This is a genomic window from Pseudomonas sp. TH31 (genome assembly GCF_016650815.1).
Classification (GTDB): domain Bacteria; phylum Pseudomonadota; class Gammaproteobacteria; order Pseudomonadales; family Pseudomonadaceae; genus Aquipseudomonas.
The window spans coordinates 117,591-133,265 of the sequence record NZ_JAEKEZ010000028.1 but is presented as its reverse complement, the minus strand read 5'-3'; the positions used below and the strand labels follow the sequence as shown (position 1 = coordinate 133,265).

At 59.3% G+C, this 15,675-nt stretch carries 11 protein-coding genes and 2 pseudogenes; 11 read left to right on the top strand and 2 right to left on the bottom strand.

Annotated elements, in window-relative coordinates:
• Positions 1-114: 114 nt before the first annotated feature.
• From pgi to JFV26_RS18990, 6 genes and pseudogenes are all read left to right on the top strand, one after another.
• Positions 115-1,779 (top strand): glucose-6-phosphate isomerase, encoded by a 1,665-nt coding sequence (gene pgi / locus JFV26_RS19015; protein ID WP_201194632.1) that lies wholly within the window; start codon positions 115-117, stop codon positions 1,777-1,779.
• 159 nt (positions 1,780-1,938) lie between these two features.
• A pseudogene (gene acs, locus JFV26_RS19010) lies at positions 1,939-3,875 on the top strand (acetate--CoA ligase).
• A gap of 149 nt (positions 3,876-4,024) precedes the next feature.
• A complete protein-coding gene (locus JFV26_RS19005) occupies positions 4,025-4,894 on the top strand; it encodes an oxygenase MpaB family protein (protein ID WP_201194631.1) in 870 nt (289 codons plus the stop codon).
• A gap of 139 nt (positions 4,895-5,033) precedes the next feature.
• A complete protein-coding gene (locus JFV26_RS19000) occupies positions 5,034-6,050 on the top strand; it encodes a class I SAM-dependent rRNA methyltransferase (protein WP_201194630.1) in 1,017 nt (338 codons plus the stop codon).
• A 119-nt stretch (positions 6,051-6,169) separates the two neighbouring features.
• Positions 6,170-9,112, top strand: coding sequence for a DUF748 domain-containing protein (locus tag JFV26_RS18995; protein WP_201194629.1), 2,943 nt, complete (start codon positions 6,170-6,172; stop codon positions 9,110-9,112).
• A pseudogene (locus JFV26_RS18990) lies at positions 9,112-9,407 on the top strand (DUF2845 domain-containing protein). The gene JFV26_RS18995 and the pseudogene JFV26_RS18990 overlap by 1 nt, the downstream one beginning before the upstream one ends.
• A 282-nt stretch (positions 9,408-9,689) precedes the next feature.
• Here the strand turns inward: JFV26_RS18990 and JFV26_RS18985 are convergent.
• Both JFV26_RS18985 and JFV26_RS18980 read right to left on the bottom strand, forming a co-directional pair.
• The gene (locus tag JFV26_RS18985) at positions 9,690-10,043 is read right to left on the bottom strand and encodes a BON domain-containing protein (protein WP_201194628.1); all 354 of its coding nucleotides are present in this window, start codon (positions 10,041-10,043) and stop codon (positions 9,690-9,692) included.
• A gap of 355 nt (positions 10,044-10,398) precedes the next feature.
• Positions 10,399-10,818: a pilin gene (locus JFV26_RS18980; protein ID WP_201194627.1), complete on the bottom strand. Its 420-nt coding sequence runs from the start codon at positions 10,816-10,818 to the stop codon at positions 10,399-10,401.
• 225 nt (positions 10,819-11,043) lie between these two features.
• On the opposite strand from JFV26_RS18980, the gene pilB reads away from it, so the two are divergent.
• From pilB to yacG, 5 genes are read left to right on the top strand one after another with little or no spacing between them, the layout of a single operon-like run.
• Entirely contained in the window at positions 11,044-12,744 is a 1,701-nt protein-coding gene (gene pilB, locus JFV26_RS18975; RefSeq protein WP_201194625.1) for a type IV-A pilus assembly ATPase PilB, read from the top strand.
• Between the two features lie 2 nt (positions 12,745-12,746).
• Entirely contained in the window at positions 12,747-13,964 is a 1,218-nt protein-coding gene (locus JFV26_RS18970) for a type II secretion system F family protein (RefSeq protein ID WP_201194624.1), read from the top strand.
• Position 13,965: 1 nt separating this feature from the next.
• Positions 13,966-14,838, top strand: coding sequence for a prepilin peptidase (locus JFV26_RS18965; RefSeq protein ID WP_201194623.1), 873 nt, complete (start codon positions 13,966-13,968; stop codon positions 14,836-14,838).
• A complete protein-coding gene (gene coaE / locus JFV26_RS18960; protein WP_201194622.1) occupies positions 14,835-15,458 on the top strand; it encodes a dephospho-CoA kinase in 624 nt (207 codons plus the stop codon). The genes JFV26_RS18965 and coaE overlap by 4 nt, the downstream gene beginning before the upstream one ends.
• Positions 15,455-15,655 carry a DNA gyrase inhibitor YacG gene (gene yacG, locus JFV26_RS18955; protein WP_201194621.1) on the top strand — a complete coding sequence of 67 codons (201 nt, stop codon included), beginning with the start codon at positions 15,455-15,457 and terminating at the stop codon, positions 15,653-15,655. Before coaE ends, yacG begins: the two co-directional genes overlap by 4 nt.
• Positions 15,656-15,675: the final 20 nt, after the last annotated feature.

Below are 15,675 nucleotides of genomic sequence, written 5' to 3'. Positions count from 1 at the left end.
GCGCTATTTAATCGTCTCCAGGCAGATTGACCGGACATTGCCCACCCAGTGGCCGGGACATACCGGGATCTTCAGTGTCTTAAAGGCAGTTCAAGTAAAAGGAAAACCGCAGCGATGGCGTACTACCGCACTCCTCACGACGTTACCGCTCTGCCCGCCTGGCAAGCGTTGAAAGACCACCGCCAAGCCATGCAGGATTTCAGCATGCGCGAGGCCTTCAATGCCGACCCGCAGCGCTTTACTCAATTCACCCTCAGCAGCTGCGGTCTGTTTCTCGATTATTCGAAGAACCTGATCAACGCCCAGACCCGCAACCTGCTGGTGGGCCTGGCCAACGAAGTCGACCTCAAGGGCGCCATCAAAGCGCTGTTCGACGGCGAAATCGTCAATTCCTCCGAAGGCCGACCGGCGCTGCACACCGCCCTGCGCCGCCCGGTGGGCGACAAATTGTCGGTCAACGGCGTCAACGTGATGCCTGAAGTGCACAAAGTGCTGAACCAGATCACCGACCTTGTGGGCCGCATCCACGATGGTCTGTGGCGCGGTTACACCGAGAAGCCGATCACTGACGTGGTGAACATCGGCATCGGTGGCTCGTTCCTCGGCCCTGAGCTGGTGTCCGAAGCGCTGCTGTCGTATGCCCAGAAAGGCGTGCGTTGCCACTACCTGGCAAACATCGACGGCAGTGAGTTCCACGAACTGACCATGAAGCTGCGCGCCGAGACCACGCTGTTCATCGTCTCGTCGAAATCCTTCAACACCCTCGAAACCCTGAAAAATGCCCAGGCCGCACGCGCCTGGTACCTGGCTCAGGGTGGTTCGGAAGCCGAGCTGTATCGCCACTTCATTGCGGTGTCGAGTAACAACGCCGCCGCCGTGGCCTTCGGTATCCGCGAAGAGAACATCTTCCCGATGTGGGACTGGGTCGGCGGGCGTTACTCGCTGTGGTCGGCCATCGGTCTGCCGATTGCCCTGGCCATCGGCATGTCGAACTTCAAGGAACTGCTGTCCGGTGCCTACACCATGGACCAGCATTTCCAGAGCGCACCGTTCGAACAGAACATGCCGGTACTGCTGGCGTTGCTTGGTGTCTGGTACGGCAACTTCTGGGGCGCACAAAGCCACGCGATCCTGCCGTACGACCACTACCTGCGTAACATCACCAAGCACTTGCAACAGCTGGATATGGAATCCAACGGCAAGAGCGTGCGTCAGGACGGCACCCCGGTGTCCACCGATACGGGCCCGGTCATCTGGGGCGGCGTCGGCTGCAACGGTCAGCACGCTTATCACCAGTTGCTGCACCAAGGTACCCAACTGATTCCAGCTGACTTCATCGTTCCGATCGTCAGCTTCAACCCGGTGTCCGATCACCACCAGTGGCTGTACGCCAACTGCCTGTCCCAAAGCCAGGCATTGATGCTCGGCAAGACCCGCGCCGAGGCCGAAGCCGAGTTGCGTGACAAGGGCATGGCCGAAGACGAAGTACAGAAGCTTGCACCGCACAAGGTGATCCCGGGCAATCGTCCGAGCAACACCCTGGTGGTCGAGCGCATCAGCCCGCGTCGTCTCGGCGCACTGGTGGCGCTGTACGAACACAAAGTCTTCGTGCAAAGCGTGGTCTGGGGCATCAATGCCTTCGACCAGTGGGGCGTGGAGCTGGGCAAAGAGCTGGGCAAAGGCGTCTACAACCGCCTGGTTGGCAGCGAAGAAACCCCGGCTGACGATGCTTCGACCCAAGGCCTGATCAACTACTTCCGCGGCCGTCACCGCGGTTAACCTGACGCCGTTCCTGCGGGGGTACTAACCTTGTAGGAGCTGCCGAAGACTGCGATCTTTTGATCTTCTAAAGCAAAATCAAAAGATCGCAACCTTCGGCAGCTCCTACGAGGGTCGTGTAGCTCCCCTCTTGTCGCAAAACAAGAATAAGGAACCGTCATGTTCGATATCAGCACGTTCCCCAAAGCCGATGCCGTGCGCCGGGCTGCACAATTGAGTCAGGACGACTACCAGCGCCTGTACCGACAATCCATCGAACACCCCGGCACCTTCTGGGCCGAACAGGCCACGCACTTTCTCGACTGGAGCAAACCGTGGCAAACCGTCCAGCGCTATGACCTGAAAACCGGTGAGGCGAGTTGGTTCGCCGGCGGCCAGTTAAACGTCAGTTACAACTGCATCGACCGTCACCTGGAAAAACGTGGCGATCAGGTCGCAATCATTTGGGAAGGCGACGATCCGGTCGAATCCGCCCAGATCACCTACAAAAACTCCATCACAACGTCTGCCGCCTGGCCAACGTGCTGAAAAGTCGTGGCGTGAAGAAAGGCGACCGGGTGTGCATCTACATGCCGATGATCCCCGAAGCGGCCTACGCGATGCTCGCCTGCGCGCGCATTGGCGCCGTGCATTCGGTAGTGTTCGGTGGTTTTTCTCCCGACTCCGTGCGCGACCGGATCCTCGATGCCGACTGCCGCACGGTGATCACCGCCGACGAAGGCGTACGTGGCGGTAAATTTGTGCCACTCAAGCAGAACGTCGACAAGGCCCTGCAAAGTTGCCCGGATGTCAGCACCGTGATCGTGGTCGAGCGCACTCAGGGTGAAGTGAACTGGGTCGAAGGCCGTGACCTCTGGTATCACCAGGCCTTGCGCGACGTCAGTGACGATTGCCTGCCCGAGCCAATGGACGCCGAGGACCCGCTGTTTATCCTCTACACCTCCGGCAGCACCGGCAAACCGAAGGGCGTGCTGCACACCACCGGCGGCTACTTGCTGCAAGCGGCGATGACCTTCAAGTACGTGCTCGATTACCGCGACGGCGAAGTCTTCTGGTGCACCGCCGATGTCGGCTGGGTCACTGGCCACAGTTACATCGTCTACGGGCCACTGGCCAACGGCGCGACCACGCTGATCTTCGAAGGTGTGCCCAGCTATCCAAGCAGCTCACGCTTCTGGCAGGTCATCGACAAGCACCACGTCAACATCTTCTACACCGCGCCAACCGCCCTGCGTTCGCTGATGCGTGAAGGCCCCGAACCGTTGAAGGAAACATCGCGCGCGAGCCTCAGGTTACTCGGCAGTGTCGGTGAGCCGATCAACCCGGAAGCCTGGGATTGGTACTTCAACATCGTCGGTGAGCAGCGTTGCCCGATCGTCGACACCTGGTGGCAGACCGAAACCGGCGGCATCATGCTCAGCCCGCTGGTCAGCGCCCAACGAATCAAACCCGGCTGCGCCACCCAACCGATGTTCGGCGTGCAACCGGTATTGCTCGACGAGCATGGCAAGGAAATCAAAGGCGCCGGCAGCGGCGTGCTGGCGATCAAATCGAGTTGGCCGGCGCAGATCCGCAGCGTCTATGGCGACCCGAAACGCATGGTCGAAACCTACTTCAAGCCCTACCCCGGCTACTACTTCACCGGCGACGGCGCGCGGCGCGACGAGGACGGTGACTACTGGATCACCGGGCGTATCGATGATGTGATCAACGTGTCCGGGCATCGTATCGGCACCGCCGAAGTCGAAAGCGCCCTGGTGCTGCACGACAGCATCGCCGAGGCGGCGGTGGTCGGTTACCCCCACGACCTCAAGGGCCAGGGCATCTACGCCTTTGTCACGCCCATGAACGGTGTCGAGCCCAACGACGAGCTGAAGAAAGACCTGCTGGCCCACGTCAGCAAGGAAATCGGCAGCTTCGCCAAGCCAGACCTGATTCAATGGGCACCAGCCTTGCCGAAAACCCGTTCGGGCAAGATCATGCGACGGATTCTGCGCAAGATTGCCTGCAATGAACTGGACAGCCTGGGCGACACCTCGACCCTCGCTGACCCAAGCGTGGTGCAGGAGTTGATCGACAATCGTCTGAATCAATAACACTCAGACTTGGAATGCCTCGCGTAGGAGCTGCCGAAGGCTGCGATCTTTTGATCTTTTGATCCTGAAAACGAAGATCAAAAGATCGCAGCCTTCGGCAGCTCCTACAGGGCATTCCAAGTCCACCTTTTTTCCACCACTGAGTCGCCATGGAATTCATCCGTACCCGCATCGAAACCCAGCTCATGAGCCTGACCGGTCTGTCTTTGGGCAAGCTCGATCTGGAAAACCCCAAGGGCGATCCCGGGTTGTTCGGCCCCGACTCGGTGAGTTGGCAAGTTCACGGCGATTTCAGCAGCATGCTGATCGGTGGCATCAGTGCGCTGATGCTGCAAGCCCTGCATCCACTGGCCCTGGCCGGGGTCTGGGATCACTCGAATTTTCGCGAAGACATGATCGGCCGATTGCGCCGCACCAGTCAGTTCATCGCCGGGACGACGTTCGGTTCACGCAACGACGCCGACTGGCTGATCGAGAAAGTCCGGACTATTCACCTGCAAGTGGTCGGCACCGCACCGGATGGCCGGCCCTACGCCGCCAGCGACCCTGACTTGCTGACGTGGGTGCACGTGGCCGAGGTCAGCAACTTCCTTGCTGCGCATTTGCGTTACCGCAATCCGAACCTGTCGCTGGCGGATCAGGACCGTTACTACGGCGAAATCGCACTGGTTGCTGAACGGCTCGGTGCTCGTGACGTGCCGCGCAGCCGTAAGGAAATGGCCGAGTACCTTGAACGAATCCGCCCACAATTACTGTGCGATGAGCGCAGTCGTGAAGTCCTGCGATTGCTGTTGAACGCGCCCTCCCCCAGCCGCCTGGCCAAACCGTTTGGCGGCTTGATGATGCAGGCCGGGATCGACCTGCTGCCGGACTGGGCCAGTGACATGCTCGGCGTCAGCCAGAACCCGTGGCAACGCAAGTTGATCCGCGCCAGCGTCAAACGCAGTGCGCCGATGCTGCGCTGGGCGATGCGTAATGGCTCGGTGCAGCGGGCCAAACGCAGGATGGGGTTGTTGTAGGAGCGAGGCTTGCCCGCGAAGAAGGTTACGCGGTCTAACTGATATACCGCGTTATCGTTCTTCGCGGGCAAGCCTCGCTCCTACAGGTTCTTAAGCTGTTAAACTCCCGCGCCAAATTCCCTTCTGCAAGGCGCCCTGCATGTCTTCCTTGATCCAGGCGCTGCGCGCCGCCCTCGACCATCGCCAGGACTTGCTTGCCGAACTGCATCAGCAGGGCACCGATTGCTATCGCTTGTTCCATGGCAGCCAGGAAGGCGCCGGCGGCCTGACCATCGACCGTTACGGCCCGCAACTGCTGGTGCAAAGCTTTCACCAGTCGCTGGAACGCAATGACTTGCTGCAACTGCACGAAACGATCAATCAACAACTGGGCCTCGACACACTGCTGGTCTACAACGACCGCTCCCAGGGCAATTCGCGCATCGACCGCGAAGACACCGTCTACCGCGCCGACGAAGCCGCCCTGCAAGACCTGGTCGGCCACGAATGGGGCCTGAACTACCGGGTTCGCGGCCGTCACGCCGGGCAGGACCCACTGCTGTTCCTCGACCTGCGCAACACCCGCGGCTGGGTCAAGGCGCACAGCAAGAACAAAAGCGTACTGAACCTGTTCGCCTACACCTGCGGCGTCGGCCTGAGTGCGGCGGCCGGTGGCGCAAGCGAGGTCTGCAACCTGGACTTTGCCGAGGGCAACCTGGCCGTAGGCCACGAAAACGGCCTGCTCAACCCACAGTTACCGACCATGGAGTTCATCCAGTCCGATTACTTCCCGGCAATCCGCCAATTGGCCGGCCTGCCGATCAGTCAGCGTCGCGGGCAGAAACTGCCCGGCTATCAGCGCCTGGAACAACGTCAGTACGATCTGGTACTGCTTGATCCTCCGGCCTGGGCCAAGAGCGCATTCGGCACCGTCGACCTGCTGCGCGACTATCAGAGCCTGCTCAAGCCGGCACTGCTGAGCACCGCCGACAACGGCGTGCTGATCTGCTGCAACAACCTGGCGAAAGTCAGCATGGACGACTGGCGCGAGCAGGTCCTGCGTTGTGCGGAAAAAGCCGGGCGGCCGGTGCGAGAGTGCTCGGTGATGACACCGGGCGGCGACTTCCCGTCGATGGATCAACAGCCACCGCTGAAAACCCTGATCCTGCAACTCTGATCCTTCAGGAAAAAGTGCCTGCAAAGAAATCTGAACAATCCTGAATAGCTGCAAGTACTTCTGAACCGAAAACGCGTGCCATACTCCAATGCACTCCGATCAGACAAATGAAGCCGCACATGCCCAAAGGATTGATTCGCGCTATCGGCGCCTTGCTGACTGCCCTGGCCCTCTACAGCCTGCTGGGGTTTCTGATTTTGCCGGGCATTGCCTTGCGGGTCGCCAACCAGCAACTGGCCAACTACGCCACGACGCCCGCACATATTCAGCGGATCGAACTCAACCCTTTCAGCCTTGAAGTCACTCTGTGGGGCCTGGTCATCGGTGAACCGGGCAAGGAACAGGTCGGCTTTGAACGTTTGTACGCCAACCTGCAGATCGACAGTCTCTGGACCAAGGCTCTGCACTTGTCCGACATCGAACTGGACAAACCCAAGACCGAAATCCTCTTCGGCAAGGACGGAAAACTCAATCTGCTCGGCCTGTTCAAGCTGCCGGCCAGCGAACCGACTCCCGCCGACCCTAACGCCAAACCGTTCCCGCTACGGGTCGAGCGGATCAAACTGGCTGGCGGCTATGTGCACTTCCAGGACGCGCGCCCTAGCGAGCCCATCGAATTCCTTTACGACAAACTCGAATTCGAACTGAAGAACCTCAGTACCCTGCCCGACGATAACGCCGACATGACCCTGGTCGCGGCCGGCCCGGAAGGCGGGCAAATCGACTGGACCGGCAATTTCAGCCTGATCCCGATCGCCTCCGAAGGTAAATTGAAAGTCACCGACGGCCAGATGAAAGTCTGGTGGCCGTACGTACGGGACGCGCTGCCGCTGGCCCTGGAAAACGGCGTGCTGAACCTGAGCACCGACTACAAACTCAATCTGGCCAAACAAACCGAACTGCTGCTGAGCAACGTCGCGGTCAGCGTCGCGCCTTTTGCTATCAATACGCCGGACGGTCGGCCGCTGGTGAAACTCGAACGCCTGGACGTCAGTGACACCACTGTCGACCTGGCCAAGCAGCAAGTCGTCGTCGGGAAGATCCGCAGCAACAAACTCGAAACCTGGGCGGCCCTGGAAGCCGATGGCCAACTGGACTGGCAAAAACTGTTCGCCAGCCAGCCGTCCAAGGCAGCGGTAAAAGCCAAAGCCGAACCGACGAGCACTCCAGCAGCAGCCGATTCACCCAAACCTGAACCGGCGCCACCGGGCAAACCGTGGCAGGTGCTGCTCAAAGACGTGCAACTGCGCGACTACCAAGTGCATCTGGCCGACCGCAAGGCACAACCGGCGGTGGCGCTGGAAGTCGGCCCGCTGAACCTGGATTTACAGAACTTCGACAGCCTCAATGGCTCGCCTTTCAACCTCAAGCTCGACACTGGCGTGGGCAAGCAAGGCAAGATCACGGCCGACGGCCAGGTCAATCTGGCGCCGGTCAGTGCCAAGCTGAAAGTGCAAACCAAAGACATCGACCTGCGAGTCGCCCAGTCCTACATCACCCCGTTTATTCGCCTCGAACTGCGCAGCGGCATGCTCGGCAGTGACCTGGCAGTGGACCTGAAAAGCACCGATCCGCTGGCGTTCAGCGTGACCGGCCGTGCCCAGGTCGATCAACTACACACCCTCGACACCCTGAAGACCCGCGACTTCCTCAAGTGGCAGCAACTGGTGCTCGAAGGCCTGAACTATCAGCACGGCAACAGCCTGTCGATCGACAAGGTCAACCTGTTCCAGCCCTATGTGCGGTTCATGATCAACGATGACCGCACCACCAACATCGATGACCTGCTGATTCCGCAACCGGCCAATACCGGTACAAAAAATGCTGCGGCCAAACCGGCGGCCAGCAAAGACAAACCGATGGGCATTCATGTAGGCGGTATTGCCATCAATGACGGCTCGGCGAACTTCGCCGACTTCAGCCTGACCCCGAACTTTGCCACGGCTATTCAAGAGCTGAACGGGGCAATCGGCACCATCGACAGCCGTCAGGCGAAACCAGCAAGTGTCGACGTCAAGGGCAAGGTCGACCGCTATGCACCGGTGACCATCAAGGGCGCAGTCAACCCGTTCGACCCGATGGCCAGCCTTGACATCGCCACCAGTTTCAAACGTGTTGAACTGACCACCCTGACACCCTACTCCGGCAAGTTCGCCGGCTACCGCATCCGCAAGGGCCGACTCAATCTCGACCTGCATTACCTGATCACCAAGGGCCAACTGAAGGCCGAAAACAAGGTCGTGGTCGAACAACTGCAACTGGGCGAGAAGGTCGACAGCCCGGATGCCACGAGCCTGCCGCTGAAACTGGCGATCGCTTTGCTCAAGGACGTCGACGGCAAGATCTCCATCGAGTTGCCGGTGACCGGCGACCTGAACAACCCTCAGTTCAGCGTGATGCCGATTGTCTGGCAGACCCTGCGCAACCTGATCGTGAAAGCGGCCGCCGCGCCGTTCAAACTGATCGGCGGGTTGATCAGTGGTGGTGGTTCGGAAGATCTGGGCACCGTGTCGTTTGCTCCCGGCTCAAGTGACTTGAGCAAGGACGCGCAAGCGTCGCTGATGAAACTCTCCGGCGCGCTAAAGGCACGTCCAACCCTGCGCCTGGAAATCGAAGGCACCGCCGCGCAAAGCAGCGATGGCCCGTTGATCGCCGAGCAACGGCTGGAGCGGGAATACCAGTACAACTACTACAAAATGCTCCAACGTCGCGGCGACAAAGTCCCGGCCCAGGCGTCCTTGCTGCAAGTGCCGGATGGCGAGAAAGGTCCGCTGCTGGAAGGGATTTACCGCACCCGCCTGAAGACCCAACCGCCCGCCGAGTGGAAAGACTTGGGCAAAGAAGAACGCACCGCCAAAATGCGTGCGGACGTGATCAAGTTCTGGGCCTCCAGCGACGTGCTGTTGCGTCAACTGGGCCAGGATCGGGCCAGCAGCATCAAGGATTTCCTGGTGGACAAGGCGCAAATGGCCGACGACCGCGTGTACTTCATCGACGCCAACCTGGGCGAAGCGCAAAGTGACGGCCGGGTGATTACGCCAATGCACCTGGACGCCGAGTGATGCGCGTACGCTGGCTGCTCAGCCTGGCACTGGCACTTGCGGCGGGCCAGGCATCAGCGGCCGATACCCTGCGCTGTGGCAGTCAATTGGTCAGTGTGGGGGACAGGTCCGGCGAGGTGCTGCAAAAGTGTGGTGAACCGGTCAGCCGCGATCTGCTGGGCTACAAAAAAGCGCCAACCGACGGGAAGAGTTTCAGGTCGAGGAATGGACCTACGGGCCGAATGGCGGGATGTACCAGTACTTGCGGTTTGAGGGTAATCGATTGAGAGCGATCAGCAGCAAGCGCGGTAACTGAAGAAACTGAAGATCAAAAGATCAAAAGATCAAAAGATCGCAGCCTTCGGCAGCTCCTACAGGGTGTACACATTCCTATGTGGGAGCTGCCGAAGGCTCGGGCCGCGTTCGGACGATCTTTTGCTTTTGCGGCACTCACAATAGAACAGGCCCCCGACACGAATGTTGGAGGCCTGTAATGGCCACATCCTTGTGGCCGTTCGCATGAACTCTCAAGAAGCGGCAGGCGTATTGCTCGGCCCGCCTGCCACACCTTCTCCCGGTCCAGGCGAGAAGTCTTGCCTTACTCGGCTTTCAGGCCGTCAGCGGAAACCGCTTTGACGCCTTTGATTTTCTTGGTGATGGCAACAGCCGTGGTCTTCTGCGCTTCGGTAACGGCTACAGTCGACGACAGCGATACAACACCTTTGTTGGTTTCTACTTTGATGTCAGTGCCTGGGATGCCTTTTTCGGTGACCAGGTCGCTTTTAACTTTGGTCGTGATCCACGTATCAGAAGTTGTTTCTTTAGCCTTGGTCATTTCACCGGCCGCCAGAGTCATCGGGGCTTGGGTGGTGGTGGTCTGTGCAAATGCAGCGTTGGCCATGGTCAGGGTCAGCGCGGTTGCAGTAGCGGCAGCGATAGCGAACTTCTTCATACGAGTAACTCCTGTTTTTCTAGAAAGTCTGCTGTATGTCTTCTCAGCAGGGTTACTGGGTATATTGCGAACGTTGTGCCAACTTCGAAAAACAAATTAAATGCTTATAAATCAATAAGTTATAAAATAAGCAAACTCCCGCAATCATGCAAAATGCATGAAGCGGAGATTCTGTACATGCAACTTGCCGGTTTTGTCGCAGGCCTAAAGCCATGAATTGTCGAGAGTTTCCCTTCTAACGCAATGACAGAGGCAACAGTTGAACCCGTTACCTCCTTTTTAAGTAGTCGCCTGGTCGGCAGACAAAAAAATACCCCGCTGTTAGAGGCGGGGTATTGATCCTGCTAACTGAACATCAAACGCCAGGGCAGCCAGCGGGCGACAAATCTTTCAAGGCAGTGGTCGCACAAGCCCACGTACCCGCTTGAACGCGAGTCAGCGTAATGACCTTGCCGGTTACCAGTGAAGGCGCATTAAGCAGCGTGCACGTGATGGTCCCGGCACCGGAGGCTGCAGTTCCCGTTACGCCCCATGTGCAGTTCTGGGTCGCAGCAGTCCCGCCAGGTGAAATGAGCGCCACTGTCGGGTCCGTCGTCCCGCCATTCATCAAGTCTTCGAAATTCACTTTGAGCGCCGAAGCTTCAGCGACCCCTGCGGTCACCTTGGCCCGGGCCTGGTATTTGCTATAAGCCGGCAACGCAAACGTCGCCAGAATCCCGATGATCGCCACCACGATCAACAGCTCGATCAGGGTAAAACCTTTTTGAGTGTTCATAGACAAGCTCCATGCATGAGTCGGAATCTCATGATCTGAATAAGCCCCAGCACGCTCCATGCCAACCTTGCCGGGCCCCGCCCACAGGGCACGACGTGACAACAACACCCTCTCCGTCCCCCGGCAACCGCACTATCTGACACTTTTTGTCACCTGAGCGCCGCTGGTTTCGCTGCATCCCTTGACTAGGCTATAAGTCATGAACTGTCTGCGTCCGGTATCCCCATGAACGACATCGCCCTTAGCGGCCTGGCCAAGCAATTGGTGCTGGCCGAACTGCTCACTGACAAAAGCGCGCAACAGGCGTATCAGCAAGCCCAACGCAATCGCATTTCCCTGGTCAGTTATCTGGTCCAGAACAAACTGGTGAGAAGCCGGCAAGTGGCGGAGATCGCCTCGGAACATTTCGGCATGGCCTTGCTGGACCTCAACTGCCTCGACAAGGAAACCCAGCCCAAAGGCCTGGTCAGTGAAAAACTGGTCCGCCAGCACCATGCCCTGCCCCTCTGGCGACGCGGCAATAAACTGTTCGTGGGGATTTCCGACCCCACCAATCACCAGGCGATCAACGACATCCAGTTCAGCACCGGGCTGAGCACCGAAGCGATTCTGGTCGAGGATGACAAGCTCAGCGACGCCATCGAGAAATTCTTCGACACCCACACCACCGGCCTGGAAGAGATGGCCGACGTTGACCTTGATGGTGTGGAGGTCGAATCGATCGACGACAGGCATCAGGACTCCATCGCCGGCCAGGATGCCGATGATGCGCCCGTGGTGCGCTTCGTCCACAAGATGCTGCTCGACGCGATCAAGAGCGGCTCTTCCGACTTGCACTTCGAACCCTACGAAAAAACCTACCGGGTGCGGATGCGCACCGATGGCATTCTGCGCGAAGTCGCCAAGCCACCGATTCAACTGGCCAGCCGTATCGCCGCTCGCCTTAAAGTCATGGCTAGCCTCGATATCTCCGAACGCCGGCGCCCGCAGGACGGACGGATCAAGATGCGCCTGTCCAAGAGCAAGTCGATCGACTTCCGGGTCAATACCCTGCCGACCCTGTGGGGCGAGAAAGTGGTGATCCGGATCCTCGACCCGTCCAGCGCCCAAATGGGCATCGACGCGCTCGGCTACGAACCTGACCAGAAAGCCCTGTTCATGGCCGCGCTCAAGCAACCCCAAGGGATGATCCTGGTCACCGGCCCCACCGGCTCGGGCAAAACCGTGTCGCTCTACACCGGGCTGAATATCCTCAACACCGTCGACATCAATATCTCCACCGCCGAAGACCCGGTGGAGATCAACATGGAAGGCATCAACCAGGTCAACGTCAATCCCAAGCAGGGACTGGATTTCGCCCAGGCGTTGCGCTCGTTCCTGCGGCAGGACCCGGACGTGATCATGGTCGGCGAGATTCGCGACCTGGAAACTGCAGAAATAGCGATCAAGGCGGCCCAGACCGGCCACCTGGTGCTGTCGACCCTGCACACCAACAGCGCCGCGGAAACCCTGACCCGCCTGCATAACATGGGCATTCCGGGTTTCAACATTGCGACCTCGGTCAGCCTGATCATCGCCCAGCGCCTGGCGCGCAAACTGTGCAGCCATTGCAAGACCCCCAGCGAAATCCCCCGGGAGACACTGCTCAAGGAAGGCTTCCCCGAGGAACGCATCGGCTCGTTCACGATCTATGAGCCGGTCGGTTGTGACCTCTGCAACAACGGCTACAAAGGCCGGATCGGGATTTATGAAGTGGTGAAAAACACACCAGAGCTGCAACGGCTGATCATGGCCGAAGGCAACTCCCTGGAAATCGAGATTCAGATGCGCAAGGACGGCTTCAATGACCTGCGTACTTCGGGCCTGATCAAGGCCATGCAAGGCATCACCAGCCTGGAAGAAATCAACCGGGTCACCAAGGACTGAACATGGCGGTCAAGGCAGCAAAAATCAGCGTGTACGCCTGGGAAGGCACGGACAAGAAAGGCACGAAAATGACCGGTGAACTGAGCGGTCAGAACCCGGCGCTGATCAAGGCGCAGTTGCGCAAGCAAGGCATCAACCCGGGCAAGGTACGTAAAAAATCCGCCTCGATTTTCAATTTCGGCAAACGCATCAAGGCCCAGGATATTTCACTGTTCACCCGACAGATGGCGACCATGATGAAGGCCGGCGTGCCGCTGCTGCAGTCCTTCGACATCATCGGCGAAGGCTTCGACAACCCGGCCATGCGCAAGCTGGTGGACGAGGTGAAACAGGAAGTCGCGGCCGGCAACAGCTTCGCGGCATCGCTACGCAAGAAGCCGCAATATTTCGATGAGTTGTACTGCAACCTGGTGGACGCCGGTGAACAGGCCGGCGCCCTGGATACATTGCTGGACCGGGTGGCCACCTATAAGGAAAAAAGCGAAAGCCTCAAGGCCAAGATCAAGAAAGCCATGACCTATCCACTGGCCGTGGTGTTCGTCGCGATCATCGTCACCGGCATTCTGCTGGTCAAAGTGGTGCCGCAATTCAAAACGGTGTTCGCCGGGTTTGGCGCCGAACTGCCGTCCTTCACCTTGATGGTGATCGGCCTGTCGGAGTTCATGCAGCAATGGTGGTGGCTGATCCTCGGCGCATTGATCGTCGCGATCTACGGCCTGCGTCGTGCTTTCAAAAAGTCTCAGGTTTTTCGCGACCGGATGGACACTTGGCTGTTGAAACTGCCATTGGTGGGCACGCTGATGTACAAGTCCGCCGTAGCCCGTTACGCTCGCACGCTGTCGACCACGTTCGCCGCCGGTGTGCCACTGGTAGATGCCCTGGAATCGGTGGCTGGCGCGACCGGCAATATCGTGTTCAAACGCGCGGTGTTGCGCATCAAGCAGGACGTGTCGACCGGCATGCAGCTGAATTTCGCCATGCGCACTTCCGGCGTTTTCCCGAACATGGCGATCCAGATGGCCGCCATTGGCGAAGAGTCCGGCGCCCTGGACGACATGCTCGACAAGGTCGCCAGCTTTTACGAGGACGAAGTGGACAACATGGTCGACAACCTCACCAGCCTGATGGAGCCGTTCATCATGGTGCTGCTGGGGGTTATCGTCGGCGGCCTGGTGATTGCCATGTACCTGCCCATCTTCCAACTCGGCTCAGCGGTCTGACATGCCTTTGAATGAATACCTGACTCTTTATCCGCCGGCCTTCGTGATCACCGCCCTGGTACTTGGCCTGGTGATCGGCAGCTTTCTCAACGTGGTGATCTGGCGCCTGCCGAAAATGCTTGAGCGGGAATGGCGAATGCAAGCCCACGATGTATTGGGCCTGCCCGGCGAAACGCCCCTGCCGACCTACAACCTGATGCTGCCCCACTCTCAGTGCCCGCACTGCGCCCACAGGATCCGTGCATGGGAAAACATCCCCGTGCTCAGTTATCTGTTGTTGCGCGGCCGTTGCTCGAACTGCGCCGCACCCATCAGCAAGCGCTACCCTCTGACCGAACTGGCCTGCGGTCTGCTCTCGGCGTTCATCGCCTGGCATTTCGGTTTCGGCTGGCCGGCGTGTCTGCTGCTGGTGTTGACGTGGGGCCTGCTGGCCATGAGCCTGATCGATGCCGAGCATCAACTGTTGCCCGATGTGTTGGTGCTGCCACTGTTGTGGCTGGGGCTGATCGTCAACAGCTTCGACCTGTTTGTGCCGCTGCACGATGCCTTGTGGGGCGCAGTGGCCGGCTACATGGCGCTGTGGTCGGTGTTCTGGCTGTTCAAGCTGATCACCGGCAAGGACGGCATCGGTCACGGGGACTTCAAGTTGCTGGCGATGCTGGGGGCCTGGGGCGGTTGGCAGATCCTGCCGCTGACGATCCTGTTGTCGTCCTTGGTGGGCGCCATTCTCGGGGTGATTTTGTTGCGCCTGCGGGACGCGAAAACCTCGACGCCGATCCCCTTTGGTCCCTATCTGGCAATTGCCGGCTGGATTGCCTTGCTCTGGGGTGGTCAAATAACCGACTTCTATTGGCAGTTTGTCGGTTTTAAATGAATACCCCCGTGGAAAAACCCTGGATTCTCGGCCTGACCGGCGGCATCGGCAGCGGTAAAAGCGCGGCCGCCCAGCACTTTATCGACCTGGGCGTGCACGTGATCGATGCCGATCACGCCGCGCGCTGGGTGGTGGAACCGGGTCGCCCGGCACTGGCGAAGATCGCCGAGCACTTCGGCCCCGGCGTGCTGCAAGCCGACGGGCAACTCGATCGCGGCGCCCTGCGCAAGCTGATCTTCGAAGTCCCGGAAGAACGCCGCTGGCTCGAAGCGCTGCTGCATCCGCTGATCGCCGAGGAAATCGCTAATCATCTGGCCAAGGCACAATCGCCTTACGCAATTCTGGTGTCGCCGCTGTTGATCGAATCCGGGCAGTACGCCATGACCCAACGGGTTCTGGTGATCGACGCCCCGGAACAACTGCAGATCGAACGCACGCTGCAGCGTGACCAGACCAGCGAGCAACAGGTTCAGGCGATCCTCAAGGCCCAGTCCAACAGGCAGGATCGCGTGAGCCATGCCGACGATGTGGTGGTCAATGACCGCGACCTCGCCTGGCTGCACAGCGAGGTCGAACGCCTGCATCACTTTTACCTAACTTTGCGTGGAGGCCAGTCATGAGCCAACCCCCTGTCGTCACTTGCCCAACCTGCGGCGCCCCTGTTGAATGGAGCGCCACCAGCACGTTCCGGCCTTTCTGTTCGGACCGCTGCAAACTGATTGACCTGGGTGCCTGGGCGTCGGAAGAACACAAGATCCCGGTCAGCCCGGATGCCGAGGACGACCTGTTCAGCGAAGACTTCGAGCCGCGTCACTGAACCGAGTCTTTATCCCCAAA

Excerpts from the sequence above, each read along its gene's own strand:
- coaE (WP_201194622.1), top strand. The coding sequence starts at position 14,835 with ATGAATACCCCCGTGGAAAAACCCTGGATTCTCGGCCTGACCGGCGGC.
- JFV26_RS18965 (WP_201194623.1), top strand. The coding sequence starts at position 13,966 with ATGCCTTTGAATGAATACCTGACTCTTTATCCGCCGGCCTTCGTGATC.
- pgi (WP_201194632.1), top strand. The coding sequence starts at position 115 with ATGGCGTACTACCGCACTCCTCACGACGTTACCGCTCTGCCCGCCTGG.
- pilB (WP_201194625.1), top strand. The coding sequence starts at position 11,044 with ATGAACGACATCGCCCTTAGCGGCCTGGCCAAGCAATTGGTGCTGGCC.
- JFV26_RS18970 (WP_201194624.1), top strand. The coding sequence starts at position 12,747 with ATGGCGGTCAAGGCAGCAAAAATCAGCGTGTACGCCTGGGAAGGCACG.
- JFV26_RS19005 (WP_201194631.1), top strand. The coding sequence starts at position 4,025 with ATGGAATTCATCCGTACCCGCATCGAAACCCAGCTCATGAGCCTGACC.
- JFV26_RS19000 (WP_201194630.1), top strand. The coding sequence starts at position 5,034 with ATGTCTTCCTTGATCCAGGCGCTGCGCGCCGCCCTCGACCATCGCCAG.
- JFV26_RS18985 (WP_201194628.1), bottom strand. The coding sequence starts at position 10,043 with ATGAAGAAGTTCGCTATCGCTGCCGCTACTGCAACCGCGCTGACCCTG.
- JFV26_RS18995 (WP_201194629.1), top strand. The coding sequence starts at position 6,170 with ATGCCCAAAGGATTGATTCGCGCTATCGGCGCCTTGCTGACTGCCCTG.
- yacG (WP_201194621.1), top strand. The coding sequence starts at position 15,455 with ATGAGCCAACCCCCTGTCGTCACTTGCCCAACCTGCGGCGCCCCTGTT.
- JFV26_RS18980 (WP_201194627.1), bottom strand. The coding sequence starts at position 10,818 with ATGAACACTCAAAAAGGTTTTACCCTGATCGAGCTGTTGATCGTGGTG.